16 protein-coding genes and 1 tRNA gene are annotated in these 18,276 nt (G+C 77.9%); 15 read left to right on the top strand and 2 right to left on the bottom strand.

What is annotated here, in order from left to right; translation table 11 throughout:
• Positions 1–201: 201 nt before the first annotated feature.
• Complete coding sequence (locus Q0789_RS02640) at positions 202–2,880, top strand: penicillin acylase family protein (RefSeq protein ID WP_298801842.1); 2,679 nt, start codon at positions 202–204, stop codon at positions 2,878–2,880.
• A 57-nt stretch (positions 2,881–2,937) separates the two neighbouring features.
• Here Q0789_RS02640 and Q0789_RS02635 read toward each other — a convergent pair whose 3' ends face one another.
• Positions 2,938–3,672, bottom strand: a complete 735-nt coding sequence (locus Q0789_RS02635) for a 5-formyltetrahydrofolate cyclo-ligase (protein ID WP_298801840.1) — start codon at positions 3,670–3,672, stop codon at positions 2,938–2,940.
• A gap of 112 nt (positions 3,673–3,784) precedes the next feature.
• On the opposite strand from Q0789_RS02635, the gene galU reads away from it, so the two are divergent.
• The 12 genes from galU to Q0789_RS02575 all read left to right on the top strand — a co-directional run bounded on the left by galU (position 3,785) and on the right by Q0789_RS02575 (position 14,006).
• A complete protein-coding gene (gene galU / locus Q0789_RS02630; protein WP_298801838.1) occupies positions 3,785–4,708 on the top strand; it encodes a UTP--glucose-1-phosphate uridylyltransferase GalU in 924 nt (307 codons plus the stop codon).
• Positions 4,709–4,722: 14 nt separating this feature from the next.
• A complete protein-coding gene (gene glp / locus Q0789_RS02625) occupies positions 4,723–6,117 on the top strand; it encodes a gephyrin-like molybdotransferase Glp (RefSeq protein WP_298801836.1) in 1,395 nt (464 codons plus the stop codon).
• Positions 6,118–6,235: 118 nt separating this feature from the next.
• Positions 6,236–6,664, top strand: coding sequence for a cyclic pyranopterin monophosphate synthase MoaC (moaC, locus tag Q0789_RS02620; RefSeq protein WP_171203906.1), 429 nt, complete (start codon positions 6,236–6,238; stop codon positions 6,662–6,664).
• On the top strand, positions 6,657–7,259 hold the full coding sequence (locus Q0789_RS02615) for a MogA/MoaB family molybdenum cofactor biosynthesis protein (protein ID WP_298801832.1): 603 nt from the start codon (positions 6,657–6,659) through the stop codon (positions 7,257–7,259). Before moaC ends, Q0789_RS02615 begins: the two co-directional genes overlap by 8 nt.
• A gap of 11 nt (positions 7,260–7,270) precedes the next feature.
• Positions 7,271–7,864: a GNAT family protein gene (locus Q0789_RS02610; RefSeq protein ID WP_298801830.1), complete on the top strand. Its 594-nt coding sequence runs from the start codon at positions 7,271–7,273 to the stop codon at positions 7,862–7,864.
• A 94-nt stretch (positions 7,865–7,958) separates the two neighbouring features.
• On the top strand, positions 7,959–9,176 hold the full coding sequence (locus Q0789_RS02605) for a hypothetical protein (protein ID WP_298801828.1): 1,218 nt from the start codon (positions 7,959–7,961) through the stop codon (positions 9,174–9,176).
• An 88-nt stretch (positions 9,177–9,264) separates the two neighbouring features.
• A tRNA-Ala gene (locus Q0789_RS02600) sits at positions 9,265–9,337 on the top strand.
• 144 nt (positions 9,338–9,481) lie between these two features.
• Complete coding sequence (locus Q0789_RS02595; protein ID WP_298801826.1) at positions 9,482–10,279, top strand: aldo/keto reductase; 798 nt, start codon at positions 9,482–9,484, stop codon at positions 10,277–10,279.
• A gap of 141 nt (positions 10,280–10,420) precedes the next feature.
• A complete protein-coding gene (locus Q0789_RS02590) occupies positions 10,421–10,834 on the top strand; it encodes a VOC family protein (protein WP_298801824.1) in 414 nt (137 codons plus the stop codon).
• Positions 10,835–10,897: 63 nt separating this feature from the next.
• Positions 10,898–12,022, top strand: coding sequence for an iron chelate uptake ABC transporter family permease subunit (locus Q0789_RS02585; protein WP_363326140.1), 1,125 nt, complete (start codon positions 10,898–10,900; stop codon positions 12,020–12,022).
• Entirely contained in the window at positions 12,019–13,164 is a 1,146-nt protein-coding gene (locus Q0789_RS02580; RefSeq protein ID WP_298801820.1) for an iron chelate uptake ABC transporter family permease subunit, read from the top strand. Before Q0789_RS02585 ends, Q0789_RS02580 begins: the two co-directional genes overlap by 4 nt.
• A gap of 5 nt (positions 13,165–13,169) precedes the next feature.
• Complete coding sequence (locus Q0789_RS02575) at positions 13,170–14,006, top strand: ABC transporter ATP-binding protein (RefSeq protein WP_298801818.1); 837 nt, start codon at positions 13,170–13,172, stop codon at positions 14,004–14,006.
• A gap of 54 nt (positions 14,007–14,060) precedes the next feature.
• Here the strand turns inward: Q0789_RS02575 and Q0789_RS02570 are convergent, their stop codons facing one another.
• Positions 14,061–15,704 (bottom strand): phospholipid carrier-dependent glycosyltransferase, encoded by a 1,644-nt coding sequence (locus tag Q0789_RS02570; protein ID WP_298801816.1) that lies wholly within the window; start codon positions 15,702–15,704, stop codon positions 14,061–14,063.
• 232 nt (positions 15,705–15,936) lie between these two features.
• Here Q0789_RS02570 and rsmI point away from each other — a divergent pair, with 232 nt between their 5' ends.
• The gene (gene rsmI, locus Q0789_RS02565; RefSeq protein WP_366917618.1) at positions 15,937–16,791 is read left to right on the top strand and encodes a 16S rRNA (cytidine(1402)-2'-O)-methyltransferase; all 855 of its coding nucleotides are present in this window, start codon (positions 15,937–15,939) and stop codon (positions 16,789–16,791) included.
• A 172-nt stretch (positions 16,792–16,963) separates the two neighbouring features.
• Positions 16,964–18,154 carry an aminotransferase class I/II-fold pyridoxal phosphate-dependent enzyme gene (locus tag Q0789_RS02560; protein ID WP_298801812.1) on the top strand — a complete coding sequence of 397 codons (1,191 nt, stop codon included), beginning with the start codon at positions 16,964–16,966 and terminating at the stop codon, positions 18,152–18,154.
• Positions 18,155–18,276 lie beyond the last annotated feature (122 nt).

Below are 18,276 nucleotides of genomic sequence, written 5' to 3'. Positions count from 1 at the left end.
CGGCTGGCACTCGGCCGCCGCGAGTGCCAAGGCTACTCGCCCCGGGCGCGTGGGTGCTCCGCGCCGCCCGGCCACGGCCGACCCGCCACGGCCGACCCGCCCGGCCGACCCGCGCGCGCCCGCCCCACCACGGTCGACCCGCCGCCGGGCGCGGGCGTCCGGGAGCGGGGGCCGTCGCGGGGCGGCGGCTACCCTCGCCGCGTGCCCCGACCACGATCCGCCGGCGTCGTCGCCCTCGCCGTGGTGCTCGTGGTGGCGCTCGTCGCGGTCACGGCCGTCGTCGTCCTGCTCCGCCGCCCGCTGCCCGACACCTCCGGCGAGGTGGCCGTCCCGGGCCTCGGCGCCCAGGTGCGCGTGCTGCGCGACGCGCGCGGCGTGCCCCAGGTCTACGCCGAGGACCCCGAGGACCTCTTCTTCGCGCAGGGGTACGTCCACGCCCAGGACCGCTTCTTCCAGATGGACTTCCGCCGCCACGTGACGGCGGGCCGCCTCGCCGAGCTCGTGGGGGACGCCCCGGGCGCCGTGGAGGCCGACGCCGTCGTCCGCACCATGGGCTGGCGGCGCGTCGCCGAGGCCGAGCTGCCCCTCCTGGCCCCGGAGACCCGCGCCTACCTCGAGGCCTACGCGGACGGCGTCAACGCCTACACGGGCGGGCGCTCGCCCAGCGAGCTCTCGGCCGCGTACACGGCGCTGGGCACGCGCGTGGACCTCGGGCCCGTCGAGGAGTGGACGCCCGTCGACTCCCTCGCGTGGCTCAAGGCCATGGCCTGGTCGCTGCGCGCCAACTACTCCGACGAGCTGGCCCGCGCCGCGGCGTACGGCGCCGTGGGCGACGTCGGCCTCGTCGAGCAGCTCTTCCCGCCGCCGTCGGCCTCGGTCGGCGAGCCCGTGGTGGGGGCGGTGGGCTCCCTCGCGCCCGCGGCCGCCACGACGTCGGACGCCGCCACGGCGACCCGTGGCGCAGCGGCGTCCGGCGGCGATGCGGACGACGAGGTGCTCGCCGGCGTCGTGGCCGCCCTCGCCGACCCTGCCGACCCCGTCGCGGGCGCCGACCGGGCGCTCGCCGCCGTGCCCGACCTCCTCGGAGACGGCTCCGGCGCCACCGGGGGCATCGGCTCGAACGCGTGGGCGGTCTCGGGCGAGCACACCGCCTCGGGCGAGCCGCTGCTCGCGAACGACCCCCACCTCGCCGCGAGCTTCCCCAGCACCTGGTCGCAGGTCGGGCTGCACTGCACCGAGGTGGACGCGGACTGCCCCTTCGACGTCAGCGGCTTCTCCTTCGCGGGGATGCCCGGCGTCGTCATCGGCCACACCGCCGACGTCGCGTGGGGGTTCACGAACACCGGCTCGGACGTCACCGACCTCTACCTCGAGCGCGTCCGGGACGGCGCTGCCCTCCGCGCGGGCGAGCAGGTCCCCCTCACCACCCGCACCGAGACCATCCGCGTCGCCGGCGGCGAGGACGTGGCCATCCAGGTGCGCAGCTCCGGCCACGGGCCGCTGCTGTCCGACGTCGTGCCCGAGCTGGCCGCCGCCGGGCGGGCCGCGCCGGTGCCCGAGGACGCCCCGCCCGCCGGCTCCGACGGCTACGCCGTCGCGCTGTCGTGGACCGCGCTGCAGCCCGGTCGCACGATGGACGCCGTCTTCGCGCTCGACGCGGCGCAGGACTGGGACGACGTCCGGGAGGCCGCCTCCCTCTTCGTCGTGCCGGGCCAGAACATCGTCTACGCCGACACGAGCGGCAGCATCGGGTACCAGGCCTCCGGGGTCGTGCCCCTTCGCCAGCCGGGCGCCGGCCTCGGGCAGGGCACCGGCACGTGGCCCCGCCCCGGCTGGGACCCCGACTACGACTGGGTCGGCGCCGTGCCCTTCGCGGACATGCCGTCCGTCCTCGACCCCCCGGACGGGCTCGTCGTCAGCGCCAACCAGCGCATCACCGACGCCTTCGACCCCTTCCTCACCGCCGACCCGGACATGGGCCACCGCGCCCAGCGCATCCGCGAGGTCCTCGAGGAGCAGGTGGCGGCGGGCCGTCCCGTCACGGCCGACGACGTGGAGGCCCTGCAGACCGACCGGGTGGACCCCTTCGCGGAGGTCCTCGTCCCGTACCTGCTCGACGCGCCGCTGCCCCAGGACCCGGGCTCCAGCCCGGAGCGCCGGGCCTTCACCCGCGAGGCGGTCGAGCTGCTGCGCGGCTGGGACGGCACGACCACGGCCGACAGCGCCCCCGCGGCGTACTACAACGCCGTCTGGTCGACGCTCCTGCGCCTCACCTTCGCTGACCAGCTGCCCGAGACGGCGCAGCCGCGGGGCGGGAGCCGCTGGTTCACCGTCGTCGGCCAGCTCCTCGAGGACCCGGAGAGCCCCTGGTGGGACGACGCGACGACGCCGGCCGTCGTCGAGACCCGCGACCAGGTGCTCGGCCGCGCGCTGCAGCAGGCGCGCCTGGAGCTCACCGCGACCCTCGGGGCCGACCCGCAGGACTGGGAGTGGGGCCGCCTGCACCGCCTCGTGCTCCGCCAGGACGTGCTGGGCGACGAGTCGGTGCCGGCGCCCGTGCGCGCGCTGTGGACGGCCGGCCCCGTCGACCTCGGCGGCAGCACCTCGCTCGTCGACGCCACCTCCTGGGACGCCCGCGAGGGCTACGGCGTGACGGCGGTGCCCTCGATGCGCATGGTCGTGGACCTCGCCGACCTCGACGCCTCCCGCTGGCTCGACCTCGCGGGCGTCAGCGAGCACCCCTGGAGCGGCCACGCCACCGACCAGCTCGGCGCGTGGGCGGAGGGCCGCACCTTCCCGTGGCCCTCGACGCCGGGCGCCGTCGAGGACGCCGCCCGCGACGAGCTGGTCCTCACGCCCCGCTCGACGTCCGCGGGCTGACGCCGGGCGGACGGCGGGCGCGGCGCCGGCCCGGCGGCGCCGTCGACCACCCGCCGGCTACCCGTCGACGCGCATCCAGCGGCCCGGCGTGGCGACGTGGCTGACGCGGACGTCGTGCGCCTCCGCCGGCACGGGCTCCACGGCGGCGTCGAGCACCTCGTCGTCGTGGACGAGCGCGACGACCGGCGGCAGCCAGCCGCGGTGGTCGCGCAGCTCGCCGAGCGCCCGGTCGTAGTACCCGCCCCCCTTGCCGAGGCGGCGGCCCGCCGTGTCGACGGCGAGGGCGGGGACGAGGACGACGTCGGCCGCCTGCAGAGCCCCGGGGCCGAGGTCGGGGCCGGGCACCAGGGGCGCCTCGTCGCCGGCGCCCGGGCGACCGGGCGCGGAGCCCGGGGCCGTGCCGGGCGCGCGGCCCCAGCCGAGCCGCGTGCCGCGGCCGTCGGAGCCGTCGTGGGTGTGGGGCAGGAGCACCGTGGTGCCGCGGGCCGCGAGCGCCCGCACGAGCGCCGCCGTGCCGGGCTCGCCGCCCCGGGAGGCGTAGCAGGCGACCGTGCCGCCCTCGTGGGGCAGCAGGCCCGTGCCGAGGACGACGTCGCGCAGGCGCACCGCCAAGTCGACCCGCTCCTCGGCGGGGCGCTGACGGCGTCGCGCGAGGACGGCGCGGCGGATCTCCGCCTTGGTGGGCTCGGCCGCCCCCGGCCCGTCGGCCGCCCACCCGGTCGCGTCCGCCCCGCCCCGGTCCATCCCGCCCCGGTCGGTCCCGGCCCGGCCCCCCGCGCGCTCTCCGCCCACGTCCGGAGTGTGCGGGAGCGACGGCCGCCGGGCCACCCCCCCGGACGGTGCTCCCGCGCGGGTGGAGCAGCGGAGCGCCCGGCGTCGGGGGGGCGCCGCTAGCCTGCGCCGCATGAGCATCCACAAGGCCGTCATCCCCGCGGCGGGGCAGGGCACCCGCTTCCTCCCCGCCACGAAGGCGTCGCCGAAGGAGATGCTGCCCGTCGTCGACGTCCCGGCCATCGAGTACGTGGTGCGGGAGGCCGTCGCGGCCGGGCTCGAGGACGTGCTCATGGTCACCGGGCGCGGCAAGCGCGCGCTGGAGGACCACTTCGACCGCAACGTCGAGCTCGAGGCGGGCCTGGAGGCCAAGGGCGACGACTCCAAGCTCGACAAGGTCCGCTCCTCGACCGACCTGGCGCAGGTCCACTACGTCCGCCAGGGCGACCCGCGGGGCCTCGGCCACGCCGTCCACGTGGCGAAGGCGCACGTCGGCGACGAGCCCTTCGCCGTCCTCCTCGGCGACGACCTCATCGACCCGCGCGACCCGCTGCTCACGACGATGACGGCGCTGCAGGAGCGCGTCGGCGGCAGCGTCGTGGCCCTGCTCGAGGTGCCCCGCGACCAGGTCCACCTCTACGGCTGCGCCACCCTCGACGACGCGGCGTCCGACGCCCTCGAGGAGGACGTCGTCAAGATCACCGGCATGGTCGAGAAGCCGGCCGTCGAGGACGCGCCCTCCAACCTCGCCATCATCGGGCGCTACGTGCTCCACCCGGCCGTCTTCGACGTGCTCGAACGCACGCCCCCGGGCAAGGGCGGCGAGATCCAGCTCACCGACGCGCTGCAGACCCTCGCGGGCATGCCCGTCGAGGAGGGCGGTGGCGTCCACGGCGTCGTCTTCCGCGGCCGCCGCTACGACACCGGCGACAAGCTCGACTACATCAAGGCCGTGGTCCGCCTGGCCTGCGAGCGCGAGGACCTGGGCCCCGAGCTGCGCGAGTGGCTGCGGGACAGCGTCGACGAGCTCACGGCCGCCCCGGCCCAGGGCTCCTGAGCCGGCCGGGCCCCGTGACCGCCCCGACGGGCCCGGCGGCCACCCCGGGTGGCGGCGGTCGCGCGCCCGGCGCGGGGGCGCGGTCGCTGGAGGAGCACCTCGCCGTCGTGCTCGAGGGGGCCGGTCCGCTGCCCGCGCGGCGCCTGCCCCTGCTCGAGGCGCTCGACCTCGTGCTCGCCGAGGACGTCGTCGCCGCCGAGCCGCTCCCGCGCTTCGACGGCTCCTCGATGGACGGCTACGCCGTCCTCGCGCCCGACGTCGCCGGCGCCGGCGAGGGGTCCCCGGCGGTGCTCGACGTCGTCGGGGACGTCCCGGCCGGGGCGGCGGACGTGCCGCGGCTGCGCCCGGGAGCGGCCGTCCGGGTGATGACGGGCGCCCCCGTGCCCGTGGCCGAGGACCCGGCCGCGACGGCCGACGTCGCCGTCGTGCAGGTCGAGTGGACCGACGCCGCGCAGACGGGCCCGCCGCCGGCCCGGGTGGCCGTCCGCCGCCCCGTCGCGGCCGGTCGCAACGTGCGCCGCGCGGGGGAGGACGTCGCCGCCGGCGAGCGGGTGCTGCGCCCAGGGGAGCGCCTGTCGCCGCGCCACCTCGGGCTGCTCGCGTCGCTCGGACGCGCCGACGTCCTCGTGCACCCGAGGCCGCGCGTCCTCGTGCTCTCCACCGGCAGCGAGGTCGTCGAGCCGGGGGAGCCGCTCGGACCCGGGCAGATCCACGACTCGAACTCGACCGCTCTCGTCGCGGCCTGCCGCGAGGCCGGCGCGCTCGCGCGGCGGGTGCGCGCCGTCGAGGACGACCCCGCGCGCCTGCTCGCCGTCCTGCGCGCCGAGCTCGCGACGGCGGACCTCGTGCTCACCACCGGCGGCGTCAGCGCGGGCGCCTACGAGGTGGTCAAGGAGGCCCTGGCCGCCGACGGCGCCGTCGACTTCGTGCGCGTCGCGATGCAGCCCGGCGGCCCTCAGGGCGCCGGGTGGCTCGCCGACGACGCCGGTCGGCCCGTGCGCGTCCTCACCCTGCCCGGCAACCCGGTGAGCGCCTACGTCTCCTTCGAGGCGTTCGTCCGGCCGCTGCTGCGGGTGGTGCTCGGCGAGGAGGAGCGGGGGCGGCCGGTCGTCGAGGCGGTCGTCGAGCGGGGCTGGACCTCGGTGGCCGGCAAGCGCCAGCTGTACCGCGTGCGCCTCGAGCGGGGCGAGGACGGCGTCGCCCGCGTCGGCGCGATCGGCGGGCCGGGCAGCCACCTCGTCGCCGACCTCGTCACGGCCACGGCGCTGGCCGTCGTGCCCGAGGACGTCGTGGCCGTCGAGCCGGGGACGACGCTGACGTGCATGCTGCTGGAGCGGGGCGGCCAGCCCTCGGCCGTAGGGGGGCCGGCGTCGCCGCCGGCCACGAGCCCCAGAGTCACTGACCGGTAGGGCCCCCTGACCGGTAGGGCCCCCTGACCCGTAGACCCATTGACCCGCAGGACCACTGACCCCCGGGAGGATCCGCGTGAGCGGTCTGACGCACCTCGACGAGCGCGGCCGCGCGCGGATGGTCGACGTCTCGGCCAAGGACGTCACCGTGCGCACGGCCAGCGCGGCGGGCCTCGTGCGCTGCTCGGGCGCCGTCGTCGACGCCCTGCGGGGCGACGGCGTGCCCAAGGGCGACGCGCTGGCGGTGGCCCGCCTCGCGGGCATCCAGGCCGCCAAGCGCACGCCCGACCTCGTGCCCCTCGCGCACCCGGTGGCCGTCCACGCCGTCGAGGTCGACGCGGTGGTCGTCGACGAGGGCGTCGAGCTCACCGCCACCGTCCGCACGGCCGACCGGACCGGCGTGGAGATGGAGGCGCTGACGTGCGTGGCCGTGGCCGGACTGGCGCTCGTCGACATGGTGAAGGCCCTCGACCGGGAGGCGGTCATCACCGACGTGCGCGTCACCGCGAAGACGGGCGGACGCTCGGGGAGCTGGACCCGTGGCTGAGGCGCGGCCGCCCGTCACGGCCGCCGGCCCCCGCACCGGGGCGGTAGTGGTCGCCTCCACCCGCGCCGCGCGCGGGACCTACGCCGACGAGGCCGGCCCGCTGCTCGTGGACGGCCTGCGAGCCATGGGCCTCGCCGTGGGCGACCCCGCGGTGGTCGAGGACGGCGAGCCCGTCGGCCGGGCCCTGCGCTCGGCCCTGGCCCACGGGGCCGCCGTCGTGCTGACGACGGGCGGCACGGGGCTGACGCCGCGCGACCTCACCCCCGAGCAGACGGCGCCGGTGCTGGACCGCGAGCTGCCCGGCCTCGCCGAGGCGCTGCGCGCCCGGGGCCGTGACAAGGGGGTGCCGACGTCGTCGCTGTCCCGCGGGCTCGCGGGCACGGCGGGCGGGGCGCTCGTCGTCAACCTGCCCGGCTCGCCGGGCGCCTGCCGGGACGCGCTGGAGGTGCTGGCGGAGGTGCTGCCGCACGCGCTCGACCAGATCGCCGGAGGCGATCACCAGGCGTCGGGCGCCGGAGGCGATCACCAGGCGTCGGGCGCCGCGGGCGATCACCGGGCGTCGGGCGCCGGTGAGCGGCCCGCGGGGGCGCGGTGAACGGCTGGCCGGTGGAGCTGCGGTCGTCCGACGTCGTGCTGCGGCCGCTGCGGCGGGGGGACCGCACCGCGTGGGCGCGGCTGCGCGACGTCAACGCGGCCTGGCTGGCGCCCTGGGAGGCCACCCCGCCCGCGGGGTCGCTGCCCCCGCCGTCCTTCCCGGCGATGGTGCGCGAGCTGCGCCAGCAGGCGCGCCTCGGGCAGGCGATGCCCTTCGTCGTCGAGCACGCGGGGCGGATGGTCGGCCAGCTGACGGTGGCGGGTATCGCGTGGGGGTCGCTGCGCTCGGGGACCATCGGGTACTGGGTGGACCACCGGGTGGCGGGCCGCGGCATCACCCCGACGGCGGTGGCGATGGTGACCGACCACTGCTTCCGCTCCGCGGGTCTGCACCGGGTGGAGGTCAACATCCGGCCGGAGAACGCGGCGAGCCTGCGCGTCGTCGAGAAGCTCGGCTTCCGCGACGAGGGGCTGCGCCGGGCCTACCTCCACATCGACGGCGCGTGGCGCGACCACCGCACCTTCGCGCTCACGGCGGAGGAGGTGCCGGACGGCCTGCTCTCCCGGTGGCTCGCCGCCCGCGGGGGGCGCGCGACGACGTCCTGACGGCGCCGCGCCGCCGTGCCGCCGGGCGCGGCGGCGCGCCTCCCGGACGCGGGGGTCCGGGCCTCCTAGCGTCCGCTGCGTGGACGGTGGGGCGATGGCTGCGCTGCTGGTCCTCGCGGTGCTCCTCGTGGGCGTGCCGCGCATGGCCCGGCGCCGGGCCGAGCTGGGCGAGTGGCAGGCGGCCGGGCGCGGCGAGCACGTCGACGGCCCCGGCACCGACGTCTCCCGCGCCGGCGACCCCCGCGACGCCTCCTCGCGCCGGCGGGCCCCGCGGGCCGGCGCTGCTCCCTCGCCCTCCACCTCGGTCGGGCTCGCGGCGCCCGGGGCGGTCGGCGAGCAGCCGCTCGCGCTGCGGTCCGCGGGCACGGGGCTGCGCCGCGCGACCCCCGGCCCCCGCGTGCTCGAGCGCCGCTCGACGGTGCCGCGCCCCCGCTGCTCCCCGGGCGCGGGCTCCCGTCGGGTCCTCGCCGCTCCTGCCCATGCCTCAGCTCCTGCCTCAGCTCCTGCCTCCGCTCCTGCTGCGGAACTCGACCAGTCGCGCGTCGGCGCGCGCGGCTCCTCGGCGCCGGAGGCGGCCGGCGCCCTCGTGCGCGGCGAGGTCGTGGAGGGCCCCGCCGAGCGCCCGCAGACGGCTCCCGCGACCGTGCCGCAGCCGCGGGAGCGCACCGACGGCACCGGTGCCGCGGGGGAGACCGCGTCGTCGCGCGGTGCCGGGGCCGGCGCACGGGGGGAGGCCGCGCGCAGCCACCGGCTACCCGCCGTCCAGCTGCTCACCGTCGCCGTCGGCGCCGTGGCGGTGGTCGTGCTCGCGGTCGTCGGCGTGCTCCCGCTGGTCGCCGCCCCCGCCGCCGTCGCCGCGCTGGTGCTCGACGTCGCCGCCCTGCGCGCCCGGGCCCGGCGCCGCCGGGCGCGCCGACCCGTCGCCGCACGAGCAGCGACCGCCCGAGGGGCCGGCCGGGAGGAGACGTCGGAGGCCGCACCTGCGACCCGCGCGGACGCCGTTCTCCTCCTCCACGACGCCGTCCCTCTCGACGGCGCCGTCCTGCTCGACCTCGACGCGACCCCCGCCGACGGCGCCGCGGCGGACGCGTCGGTCACGGCCCGCACCGGGGCCGTGACCGATCTGCTCCCGTCGCTCGCGGACCTGCGGGCCGCAGCCGCCGCCGACGGCGCCGCCGGTCTGCGGGGCCCCGGCGCCGCGAGCCCCCGCGACCACGCGCCCGCGCGGGAGGGCTCGGGCGAGGTCGGCGAGTCGGCAGCGCGCGAGCCCCGGCGCCGCCAGGGCGGGTCGCGCCGCCGCCGCTCGGCCTGAGCGCCGCGGACCGGCGCCGCCCCCGCGACGCCCGGCGTTCCCGGTGCCGCCCACCCCGGCGGCGCTGGTAGGGTTCCGGACGTTCCAAGGGGCTGTGGCGCAGCTGGTAGCGCACCTCGTTCGCAACGAGGGGGTCAGGGGTTCGAATCCCCTCAGCTCCACCTCGCACCTCCCGCCCGGGCGCCGTCGCCCGGGCTCCCGGCCACCGAGCCGGGCCACCTCACCGGACCGGTGCCGGTCCTCCCTCCGTCCCGTGCACGACGGCGGGGGTGCGCGCCGCGGCCGCGGCGGCCAGGGTGGGGGGCATGACGACGGAGACGACGTCCCTGCCCGGACCCACGGCGTCCCTGCCCGGCGGTGGCGAGATGCCGCTGCTGGGCCTCGGCACCTGGCAGTCCGAGGGCGACGACTGCTACCGGTCGGTGCTCCACGCCCTCGAGGCGGGCTACCGGCACATCGACACGGCCACCGGCTACGGCAACGAGGACCAGGTGGGCCGGGCGCTCGCCGAGTCCGGCGTCCCGCGCGACGAGGTCTTCGTCACGACGAAGATGCCGCCCGACGAGGCGCCGCGAGCCCGCGAGGTGCTGTCCCGCTCGCTGGAGCTCCTCGGGCTCGACTTCGTCGACCTGTGGCTCGTGCACTGGCCCCCGGGGGGCGAGGCGAGCCCGCAGACGTGGGAGCACTTCCTCGCGGCCCGCTCGGACCGCCAGGCCCGCGACGTCGGCGTGAGCAACTACAGCACCGCGCAGCTCGACGAGCTGGTCCGCTCCAGCGGCGAGGCGCCGGCCGTCGACCAGGTGCCGTGGGCGCCCGCCCTCCACGACCAGGGCTTCCTCGACGACTGCCGCCAGCGCGGCGTCGTCGTGGAGGGCTACAGCCCCTTCAAGAAGACCGACCTGGGCGACCCCGTCCTCACCGAGGTCGCGCAGGCGCACGGCGTGACGCCGCAGCAGGTCGTGCTGCGCTGGCACCTCGAGCACGGCGTCGTCGTCATCCCCAAGTCGGTGACGCCCGAGCGGATCACCGCGAACGCCGACGTCTTCGGCTTCTCCCTCTCGCCCGACGAGGTGCGGCGCGTCGACGGCCTCGCCGCCGCCTGAGACCGGGCGACGGACCGGGGCCCCGCGGGGCCCCGGTCCGTCGCCGCCTTGACGGCGTCGACGCCGAGACGATGGGCTGCGGGGCGCGAGGGGTCGCGCCCCGCGGCCGCACCGGCCGCCGCGGCCCCGGGGGAGCCGCTCGTGGCCGTCGTCTTCGTCAACCTGCCCGTCGAGGACGTCGGGCGGTCGGTGGACTTCTTCACCACCCTCGGCCTCCCGGTGGACCCGCTGCCCGAGGACGGCGCCAGCGCGACGCTCGTCGTCGGCACCGAGGTCGTGGTGCTCCTCCTGCAGCGCGAGCGCTTCGCCGCCCTCGCGCCCGGGCCCGTCGCCTCGCCGGGCGATCCCCGCGAGGTCGTCGTGTGCCTGCCCGCGAGCTCCCGCGAGGGCGTCGACGACCTCGTGGCGCGCGCCGAGACGGCCGGCGGGGCGCGGCCGGAGCCGGTGCAGGACGACGGGTCGGTCTATCGCCGGACGTTCCTCGACCCGGACGGCCACGCCTGGGGCGTCCTGTGGATGGAGCCCGACGGCGGGGCGCCCCCGGCCGACGCCTGAGCCGCCGGCGAGCGGGCCTCGCGCGTGACGACGGCCGCGCCGGACGAGGTTAGGCTCGCCTGCATGAGCGCGCCGGCCCCGTCGTCGGCCCGGCCGGGCGCCGCACGCGGGCCGCAGGCGCGGGCCGGTGCCGGCACCCCTGCCTCTGCTCGCGGAGCAGTCCCCGCCGCTGCCGGTCGGCGGCGCGGTCGCCCGGTGCTCGTCGCGGCGGTGCTCCTCGCGCTCGCGGCGCTCGTGGCGGCCGCCCTGCTGAGCCTCGCCGTGGGCTCCCGCGGCATCTCCCCGGGCGTCGTCGTCGAGGCGCTGCTCGCGCCGGACCGGTCGAGCACCGACCACCTCGTCGTCCTCGACCTGCGGCTGCCGCGGACCGTGGTCGGCCTCGTCGCCGGCACGGCGCTCGGCCTGGCCGGGGCCGTCATGCAGGGGCTCACGCGCAACCCCCTCGCCGACCCGGGGCTCCTCGGCGTCAACGCGGGCGCCGCCACGGCGGTCGTCCTCGCGATCAGCGTGCTCGGCGTCACGAGCCCGGGCGGCTACGTGTGGTTCGCGCTGGCCGGGGCCGCAGCGGCCGCCGTCGTCGTGCACCTCGTGGCGGCGACGGGGCGCGAGGGGGCCACGCCGGTCAAGCTGACGCTGGCGGGCGCGGCGGTCAGCGCCCTGCTGCTGTCGCTCACCACGGGCGTCCTCGTCACGGACTCCGCCACCTTCGACCAGTTCCGCTTCTGGCAGGTCGGCTCCCTCGTCGGCCGGGACCTCTCCGCCGTGGCGGCCGTGCTGCCCGTCGTCGCCGCGGGCGTCCTCCTCGCCCTGCTGCTCGCGCCGGCGCTCGACGCGCTCCAGCTCGGCGACGACGTCGCCCGCGGGCTCGGCCAGCGCACCGGGGCGGTGCGCGCCCTCGGGGCCCTCGCCGCGGTGCTGCTCTGCGGCGGGGCGACGGCGCTCGCCGGCCCCATCGCCTTCGTCGGCCTCGCCGTCCCGCACCTCGTCCGCGCGCTCACCGGCCCCGCGCACCGGTGGCTGCTGCCGCTGTCGGCGCTCGTCGCGCCCACGCTGCTGCTCCTCGCCGACGTCCTCGGCCGGGTGGTCGCCCGGCCGGGCGAGGTGCAGGTCGGCGTCGTGGCGGCGCTCCTCGGGGCGCCCGTCCTCGTGGCCCTCGTGCGGCGCCGCCGCGGGAGCCTCGAGCTGTGAGCGCCGCGACGACCGGGCGGGCGCTCGAGAGCGGGCACAGGGGCGCTCCCGGCGCCGGCGTCGTGCCGGCGATGCCCGACCTGTCTCCCGACCGCGTGCGGGCGGCACGGCGGGCGGTCCGCCGGGCCCGTGGCCTGGCGCGGCGGCGCGAGCTCGCCGTGGTGGGCGCGCTGGCCGCCGTCCTGCTCGGCCTCCTGCTCGTGGCGCTGTCGGTGGGCGACTTCCCGCTCTCCCCGGCGCAGGTCCTCGGGGCGCTCGTCGGCCGGGGCGACGGCGGCGCCGAGCTCGTCGTCCTGCAGCTGCGGCTGCCGCGGGCGCTGGCCGCCGTCCTGGCGGGCGCCTGCTTCGGCCTCTCCGGCTCCGTGCTGCAGGCGCTGCTGCGCAACCCGCTCGCGAGCCCCGACGTCATCGGCATCTCCGCCGGGGCCAGCGCCGCGGCGGTCGTCGCGGTCCTCGGCCTCGACGCCTCCGGCGCCGGCCTGCCCGGCCTCGGGGTGTCGGGCGCCGCCGCCCTGGGCGCGCTCGGCACGGCGCTCGCCATCTCCGCCCTCGCCACGCGCGGGCGGCTCAGCGGCTACCGCTTCGTCCTCGTCGGCATCGGCGCCGCGGCCGCGCTCAACGCCGTCGTCAGCCTCGCCCTCACGCGCGCCGACGCCACCGAGGCCGCGCAGGCGCTCGTCTGGATCACCGGGAGCCTCAACGGCACCGACTGGGGCGTCGTCGTGCCCCTCGCCGTCGGCGCCGCCGTCCTCGTCCCCATCGCCCTCGCGTGCGGGCGGCTGCTCGCCGGGCTCGGCGTGGGCGACGACGCCGCTGCCGGCCTCGGCCTCCGCGTCGGCCCCGCGCGTCTGCTGCTCGTGGTGGTCGCGGCGGGCCTCGCCGCTGTCGCCACCGCCGCCGCCGGGCCCGTCGCCTTCGTGGCGCTCGTGGCCGGCCCGGTCGCCCGGGGCCTCCTCCCGGGCCGCACGGCCCTCGGCGCCTCGGCGCTCGTCGGGGCCGTCGTCCTGACCGGCGCCGACCTCGTGGCCCAGCACGCGCCGCTGCTGCCCCAGCTGCCCGTCGGCGTCGTCACGGGCGTCGTCGGGGCGCCGTACCTGCTCTGGCTCCTCGTCCGCGCGGGCCGCGCGGGGACGGCGGGCTGAGCGACGTGACGGCCCAGCGCTCCCTCGTCGTCCGCGACCTCACGCTCGTCTACGACGAGCGCCCCGTCGTCCGGCACCTCGACCTCACCGTCCCGCCGGGGCGCGTGACGGTCGTCGTCGGCGCCAACGCGTGCGGCAAGTCGACCCTCCTGCGGGGCGTCGCCCGCCTGCTGGCCCCGGCGTCGGGGGCCGTGCTCCTCGACGGCCGGGCCGTCCACGAGATGCCCACCAAGGAGGTCGCCGAGGTCCTCGGCATCCTCCCGCAGAGCCCCGCGGCGCCCGGCGGCATCACGGTGGCCGACCTCGTGGGCCGGGGCCGCTACCCGCACCAGGGGTGGCTGCGCCGCTGGACCGCCGCCGACGAGGAGGCGGTCGCCCGCGCCCTGGCGTGGACGGGCACGGAGGACCTGGCCGACCGCCCCCTCGACGAGCTGTCCGGGGGCCAGCGGCAGCGGGTGTGGATCGCCATGGCGCTCGCCCAGGAGACCGACGTCCTCCTGCTCGACGAGCCGACGACCTACCTCGACCTCGCCCACCAGGTCGAGGTGCTCGACCTCCTCACCGACCTCAACCACCGCGGCGTCACGGTCGTCCTCGTGCTGCACGACCTCAACCTCGCCTGCCGCTACGCCGACCACGTCGTCGCGATGCGCGACGGCGCCGTCGTCGCCGAGGGGACGCCCTCGGAGGTCGTCACGGTCGAGACGGTGCGCGAGGTCTACGGCCTCGACTGCGAGGTCGTCCCCGACCCCGTGTGCGGCACGCCGATGGTGGTGCCGCTCGGGCGCCACCACGGCCGCCGACCGGCGCCCACGGACCACGGCTCAGCCGACCGGGGCTGAGCCGACCGCGGCTGAGTCGACCGGGACTGAGCCGACCGCGGCGGCGGCGGTCCGTCAGATCCAGCTGGGGAACCACATCCGCCAGCGCCAGTGCTCGGTGGGGATGACCTGCGCGGCCCACACGGGCCAGAAGAAGGCGGCCGCCAGCACGGCGGCGACGACGACGGCGCCCGCCACCGCCGCGCCCCAGCGGCGCCGTCGCGGCGGCGCGTCGGGGCGCCCGAGCACCATGCCGAGCACCATCACCAGCGCCAGGACGACGTAGGGGGAGAAGGCGACGGAGTAGAAGGTGTAGACGGTGCGCTCGGGGTAGAGGAACCACGGCAGGTAGAGGCCGGCCAGGGGCGCGAGCACGGCGCCGGCGCGCCAGTCCCGCCGCAGGGCCCACACGCCGACGAGGACCACGACCGCCAGGGCCCCGCCCCACCACACGACCGGGTTGCCGAGCGCCGTGATGGCGCGCGAGCACGCGCTGACCGCGCACCCGTCGACGCCGAGGGTGGGCGCCTCGTAGAAGAAGGACGTCGGGCGGCCCTGCACCAGCCAGGACTCCGGGCTCGCCTGGTAGGGGTGAGGGCTGGAGAGGCCGACGTGGAAGCCGTACATCTCCTGGTGGTAGCGCCACAGCGACGCGAGGGCGTCGGGCAGCCACGGCAGGTAGTCCGGCCGCTCGGCGGCGTACTGGCGCAGGTGGGCCCCGGTGCTGGCGAACCAGCCGGCCCACGAGGCGAGGTAGACCCCGAGCGCGACGACGAGCATCCCCGCGGCGGCGGGCACGCCATCCTTGAGCACCCCGGCGGCGAACCAGTGGCGCACCCCGGCGGCGCGGCGGGCGCCCGCGTCCCAGAGCACCGTCATGAGGCCGAGGGCGACGAAGGCGTAGAGCCCGGACCACTTCGTGCCGACGGCGAGCCCGAGGCAGACGGCGGCCACGAGGCGCCACGGGCGCGCCAGCAGCCACGGGCCGAGGCCGGCCAGGCGCGCGCCGGTGGGACCGCGGGTGGTGACCGCGCGCGCCAGGCGCGCCCGGCTCGCGTCCCGGTCGAGCAGGAGGGCGCCGAAGGCGGCCAGCACCCACAGGGTGAGGACGCCGTCGAGGAGCCCGGTGCGCGAGTGCACGATGTGCTGGCCGTCGACGGCGAGCAGCAGGCCCGCCACCGTCCCGAGCAGGGTGGACGAGAACAGGCGCCGCGCGATGCGGGCGACGAGGAGCACCGAGACGACGCCGGCGACCGCGGCGCCGAGCCGCCAGCCCGTGGAGCTGTCCTGGCCCAGCAGCAGCTGGCCGAGCGCGAGCACCCACTTGCCGACGGGCGGGTGGACGGGGAAGTCCGCGGTGTCGAGCGGTGACGGCGTGCCCGCGGCGAAGGCCTCGTCGGCGCCCTCGGGCCAGCGCAGCTCGTAGCCCGCGACGAGCAGCGAGTAGGCCTGCTTGACGTAGTACGTCTCGTCGAAGACGAGCTGGTGGGGCCGGCCGAGGTCCCACAGCCGCAGGACCGCGGCCAGCGCGGTGACGGCGAGGGGCCCCACCCATCCCCACAGCCGGTCGGTGGGCGGGCGGCCGACGAGCCGCTCCCGCAGGGACGGTGCGCCGTCCGACGTCGACGCCGGCGGCGGGGCCCCGGCTCCCTCCGACTCGGCGCCGGAGGGGCGCGCCGGGGAGGTCCCGGCGGGCGGCGCGTCCGGCGTCGTCGTCACGAGGGGGATGCTAGGCGGGGCGTGCGACGGCGTCCCGGACGTCCGCCGGGCGCCTCCCCGCGCCGGGGCTGCGAGACTCGGCCGGGTGAGCCAGCGCGAGCACCCCCGGCCGGAGGACGAGGACGGACCGGTCGACGACGGGCTGGCCGACGAGGTGTCGGACGTCGAGGCACCGGACGTCGAGGCACCGGACGTCGAGGCGTCGGACGACGCGGACGACGCGGCGCCGGGTCTGGAGCCCGTCGCCCCCCGCGCGGGCGGGCGGCTGCTGCTGGCGGCCACCCCCATCGGCGACGCGCGCGACGCCCCGCCCCGCCTGGCGCACGCCCTCGCCACCGCCGACCTCGTGGCCGCGGAGGACACCCGGCGCCTGCGCCGCCTGCTGCGGGCCCTCGACGTCGAGCCGCGCGGTCGCGTGGTCTCCTGCCACGAGCACAACGAGGCCGCGCGCGCCGAGGAGGTCGTCGCCGTCGTCCGCGCCGGCGGCACCGCGGTGCTGGTCAGCGACGCGGGCATGCCGTCGGTCTCCGACCCCGGCTTCCGGATGGTGCAGGCGATGGTCGCCGCGGACCTGCCGGTGAGCGCCGTGCCGGGGCCGTCCGCCGTCCTCGCCGCGCTGGCCGTCTCGGGCCTGCCGACGGACCGCTTCACCTTCGAGGGGTTCCTCCCGCGCCGCGACGGCGACCGGCGCCGCGTCCTCGGCGAGCTCGCGGACGAGCGCCGCACGATGGTCTTCTTCGAGTCCCCGCACCGGCTCGCGGCGTCCCTCGCCGTCATGGCCGAGGTGCTCGGCGGCGACCGTCGCGCGGCCGTCTGCCGGGAGCTGACCAAGACCTACGAGGAGGTCGTGCGCGACGACCTCGACGGGCTGCTCGCCTGGTCGGACCGGACGCTCCTCGGGGAGATCACCCTCGTCGTCGCGGGCGCCCGCCCGTCCCGGCCCGGCCCGGAGGAGCTGCTGGCGCTCGTGCTCGCACGCACGGAGGCGGGGGAGCGGCTCAAGGACGCCGCCCGCGCCGTCGCGGCCGAGCACGGTGCGACGAGCCGCGACCTCTACGACGCGGCGGTGGCGGCCCGCAAGGCCTGACCTCCGCGCACGGCGACCCGCGCACCGCTCGGTGACTCCGCGTCGTCGCAGGTCAGGGGCGCGCCGGACCGCCGGGAACGAGGTTGCGCAGGTCGGCGGGTGGGCGTCCCCGACCGTGTCCGGGAAGCGGGCCCTCCCGCGCTCGCGGGGGGCGCAGGTCTACCCTCCGGACATGGAGTTCCGTCGCATCCCGGGCCTGCCGCCGTACGTCTTCACGATCATCGACTCGCTGAAGATCGAGGCCCGGCGAGCCGGACGCGACGTGGTGGACCTCGGCTTCGGCAACCCCGACATCCCCTCCCCGGAGCTCACCGTGGAGAAGCTGGCCGAGGCGGCGCACAACACCCGCAACCACCGCTACTCCTCCTCGCGAGGCCTGCCGAAGCTGCGCCAGGCGGTGGCCGACCTGTACCAGCGCCGCTTCTCCGTGACCCTGGACCCGGAGACCGAGGTCATCAGCACCATCGGCGCCAAGGAGGGCTTCAGCCACCTCATGTGGGTGCTGCTGCAGGCGGGCGACGCGGCCCTCGTGCCCTCGCCCAGCTACCCCATCCACATCTGGGGCCCCTACTTCGCCGGCGCCGACGCCCGTCAGGTCTCCCTCAACGGGCCGGGCGGGCCGAGCGGCGCGGCGTACGTCGACAACGTCATGGAGGCGTGGGAGCTGGGCTGGCCCAAGCCGCGCGTGGTCGTCCTGTCCTTCCCGCACAACCCGACGACGGCGACCATCGAGCTGCCCGACCTGCAGCGGCTCGTCGACTGGGCGCGGGAGCGCGACGTCGTCCTCGTGCACGACTTCGCCTACTCCGACACCGCCTTCGACGGCTGGATGCCGCCGTCGATCCTGCAGTGCGAGGGCGCCACCGAGTGCGCCGTCGAGCTGTACTCGATGACGAAGTCCTTCTCCATGGCCGGCTGGCGCGTGGCGTTCCTCGTGGGCAACAAGGAGGTCGTCGGCGCCCTCGCGAAGCTCAAGAGCTACCTCGACTACGGCACCTTCCAGCCCATCCAGATCGCCGCCACGGTCACGCTCAACGAGGCGAGCGACTACCCGCTCGAGGTCAACGCGGTGTACCAGTCGCGACGTGACGCCCTCGTCGAGGGCGTCAACCGCGCGGGATGGCCCCTGCCGGCGCCCAAGGGGACGATGTTCGCCTGGGCGAAGATCCCGGAGCCGTACGCGGAGATGAAGTCGATCGAGTTCGCCAAGCACATCATCACCGAGTGCGACGTCGCGGTGTCGCCCGGTGTCGGCTTCGGGCCCGAGGGCGACGACTACGTGCGCTTCGCCCTCATCGAGAACGAGCAGCGCATCGCCCAGGCCGTGCGCCAGCTGCGCAAGGGCCTCGTCAAGCTGGGCTGAGGCGCCTCGCCGTCCCGGCGCGCCTCCGACGTCCCCCCGGGCGGGGAGACCGAGCTGCGACGAAGCCGTGCCCTCGGTCGGTCCCGGGTCGAGTCAAGTAGTTCGCCCGGACACCTACCCGA

The organism is uncultured Pseudokineococcus sp. (genome assembly GCF_947499845.1).
In the GTDB taxonomy this organism is placed as follows: Bacteria; Actinomycetota; Actinomycetes; order Actinomycetales; family Quadrisphaeraceae; genus Pseudokineococcus.
Note: the sequence above shows the minus strand (reverse complement) of the source record. Positions and strands in the feature narration are given on the sequence as shown.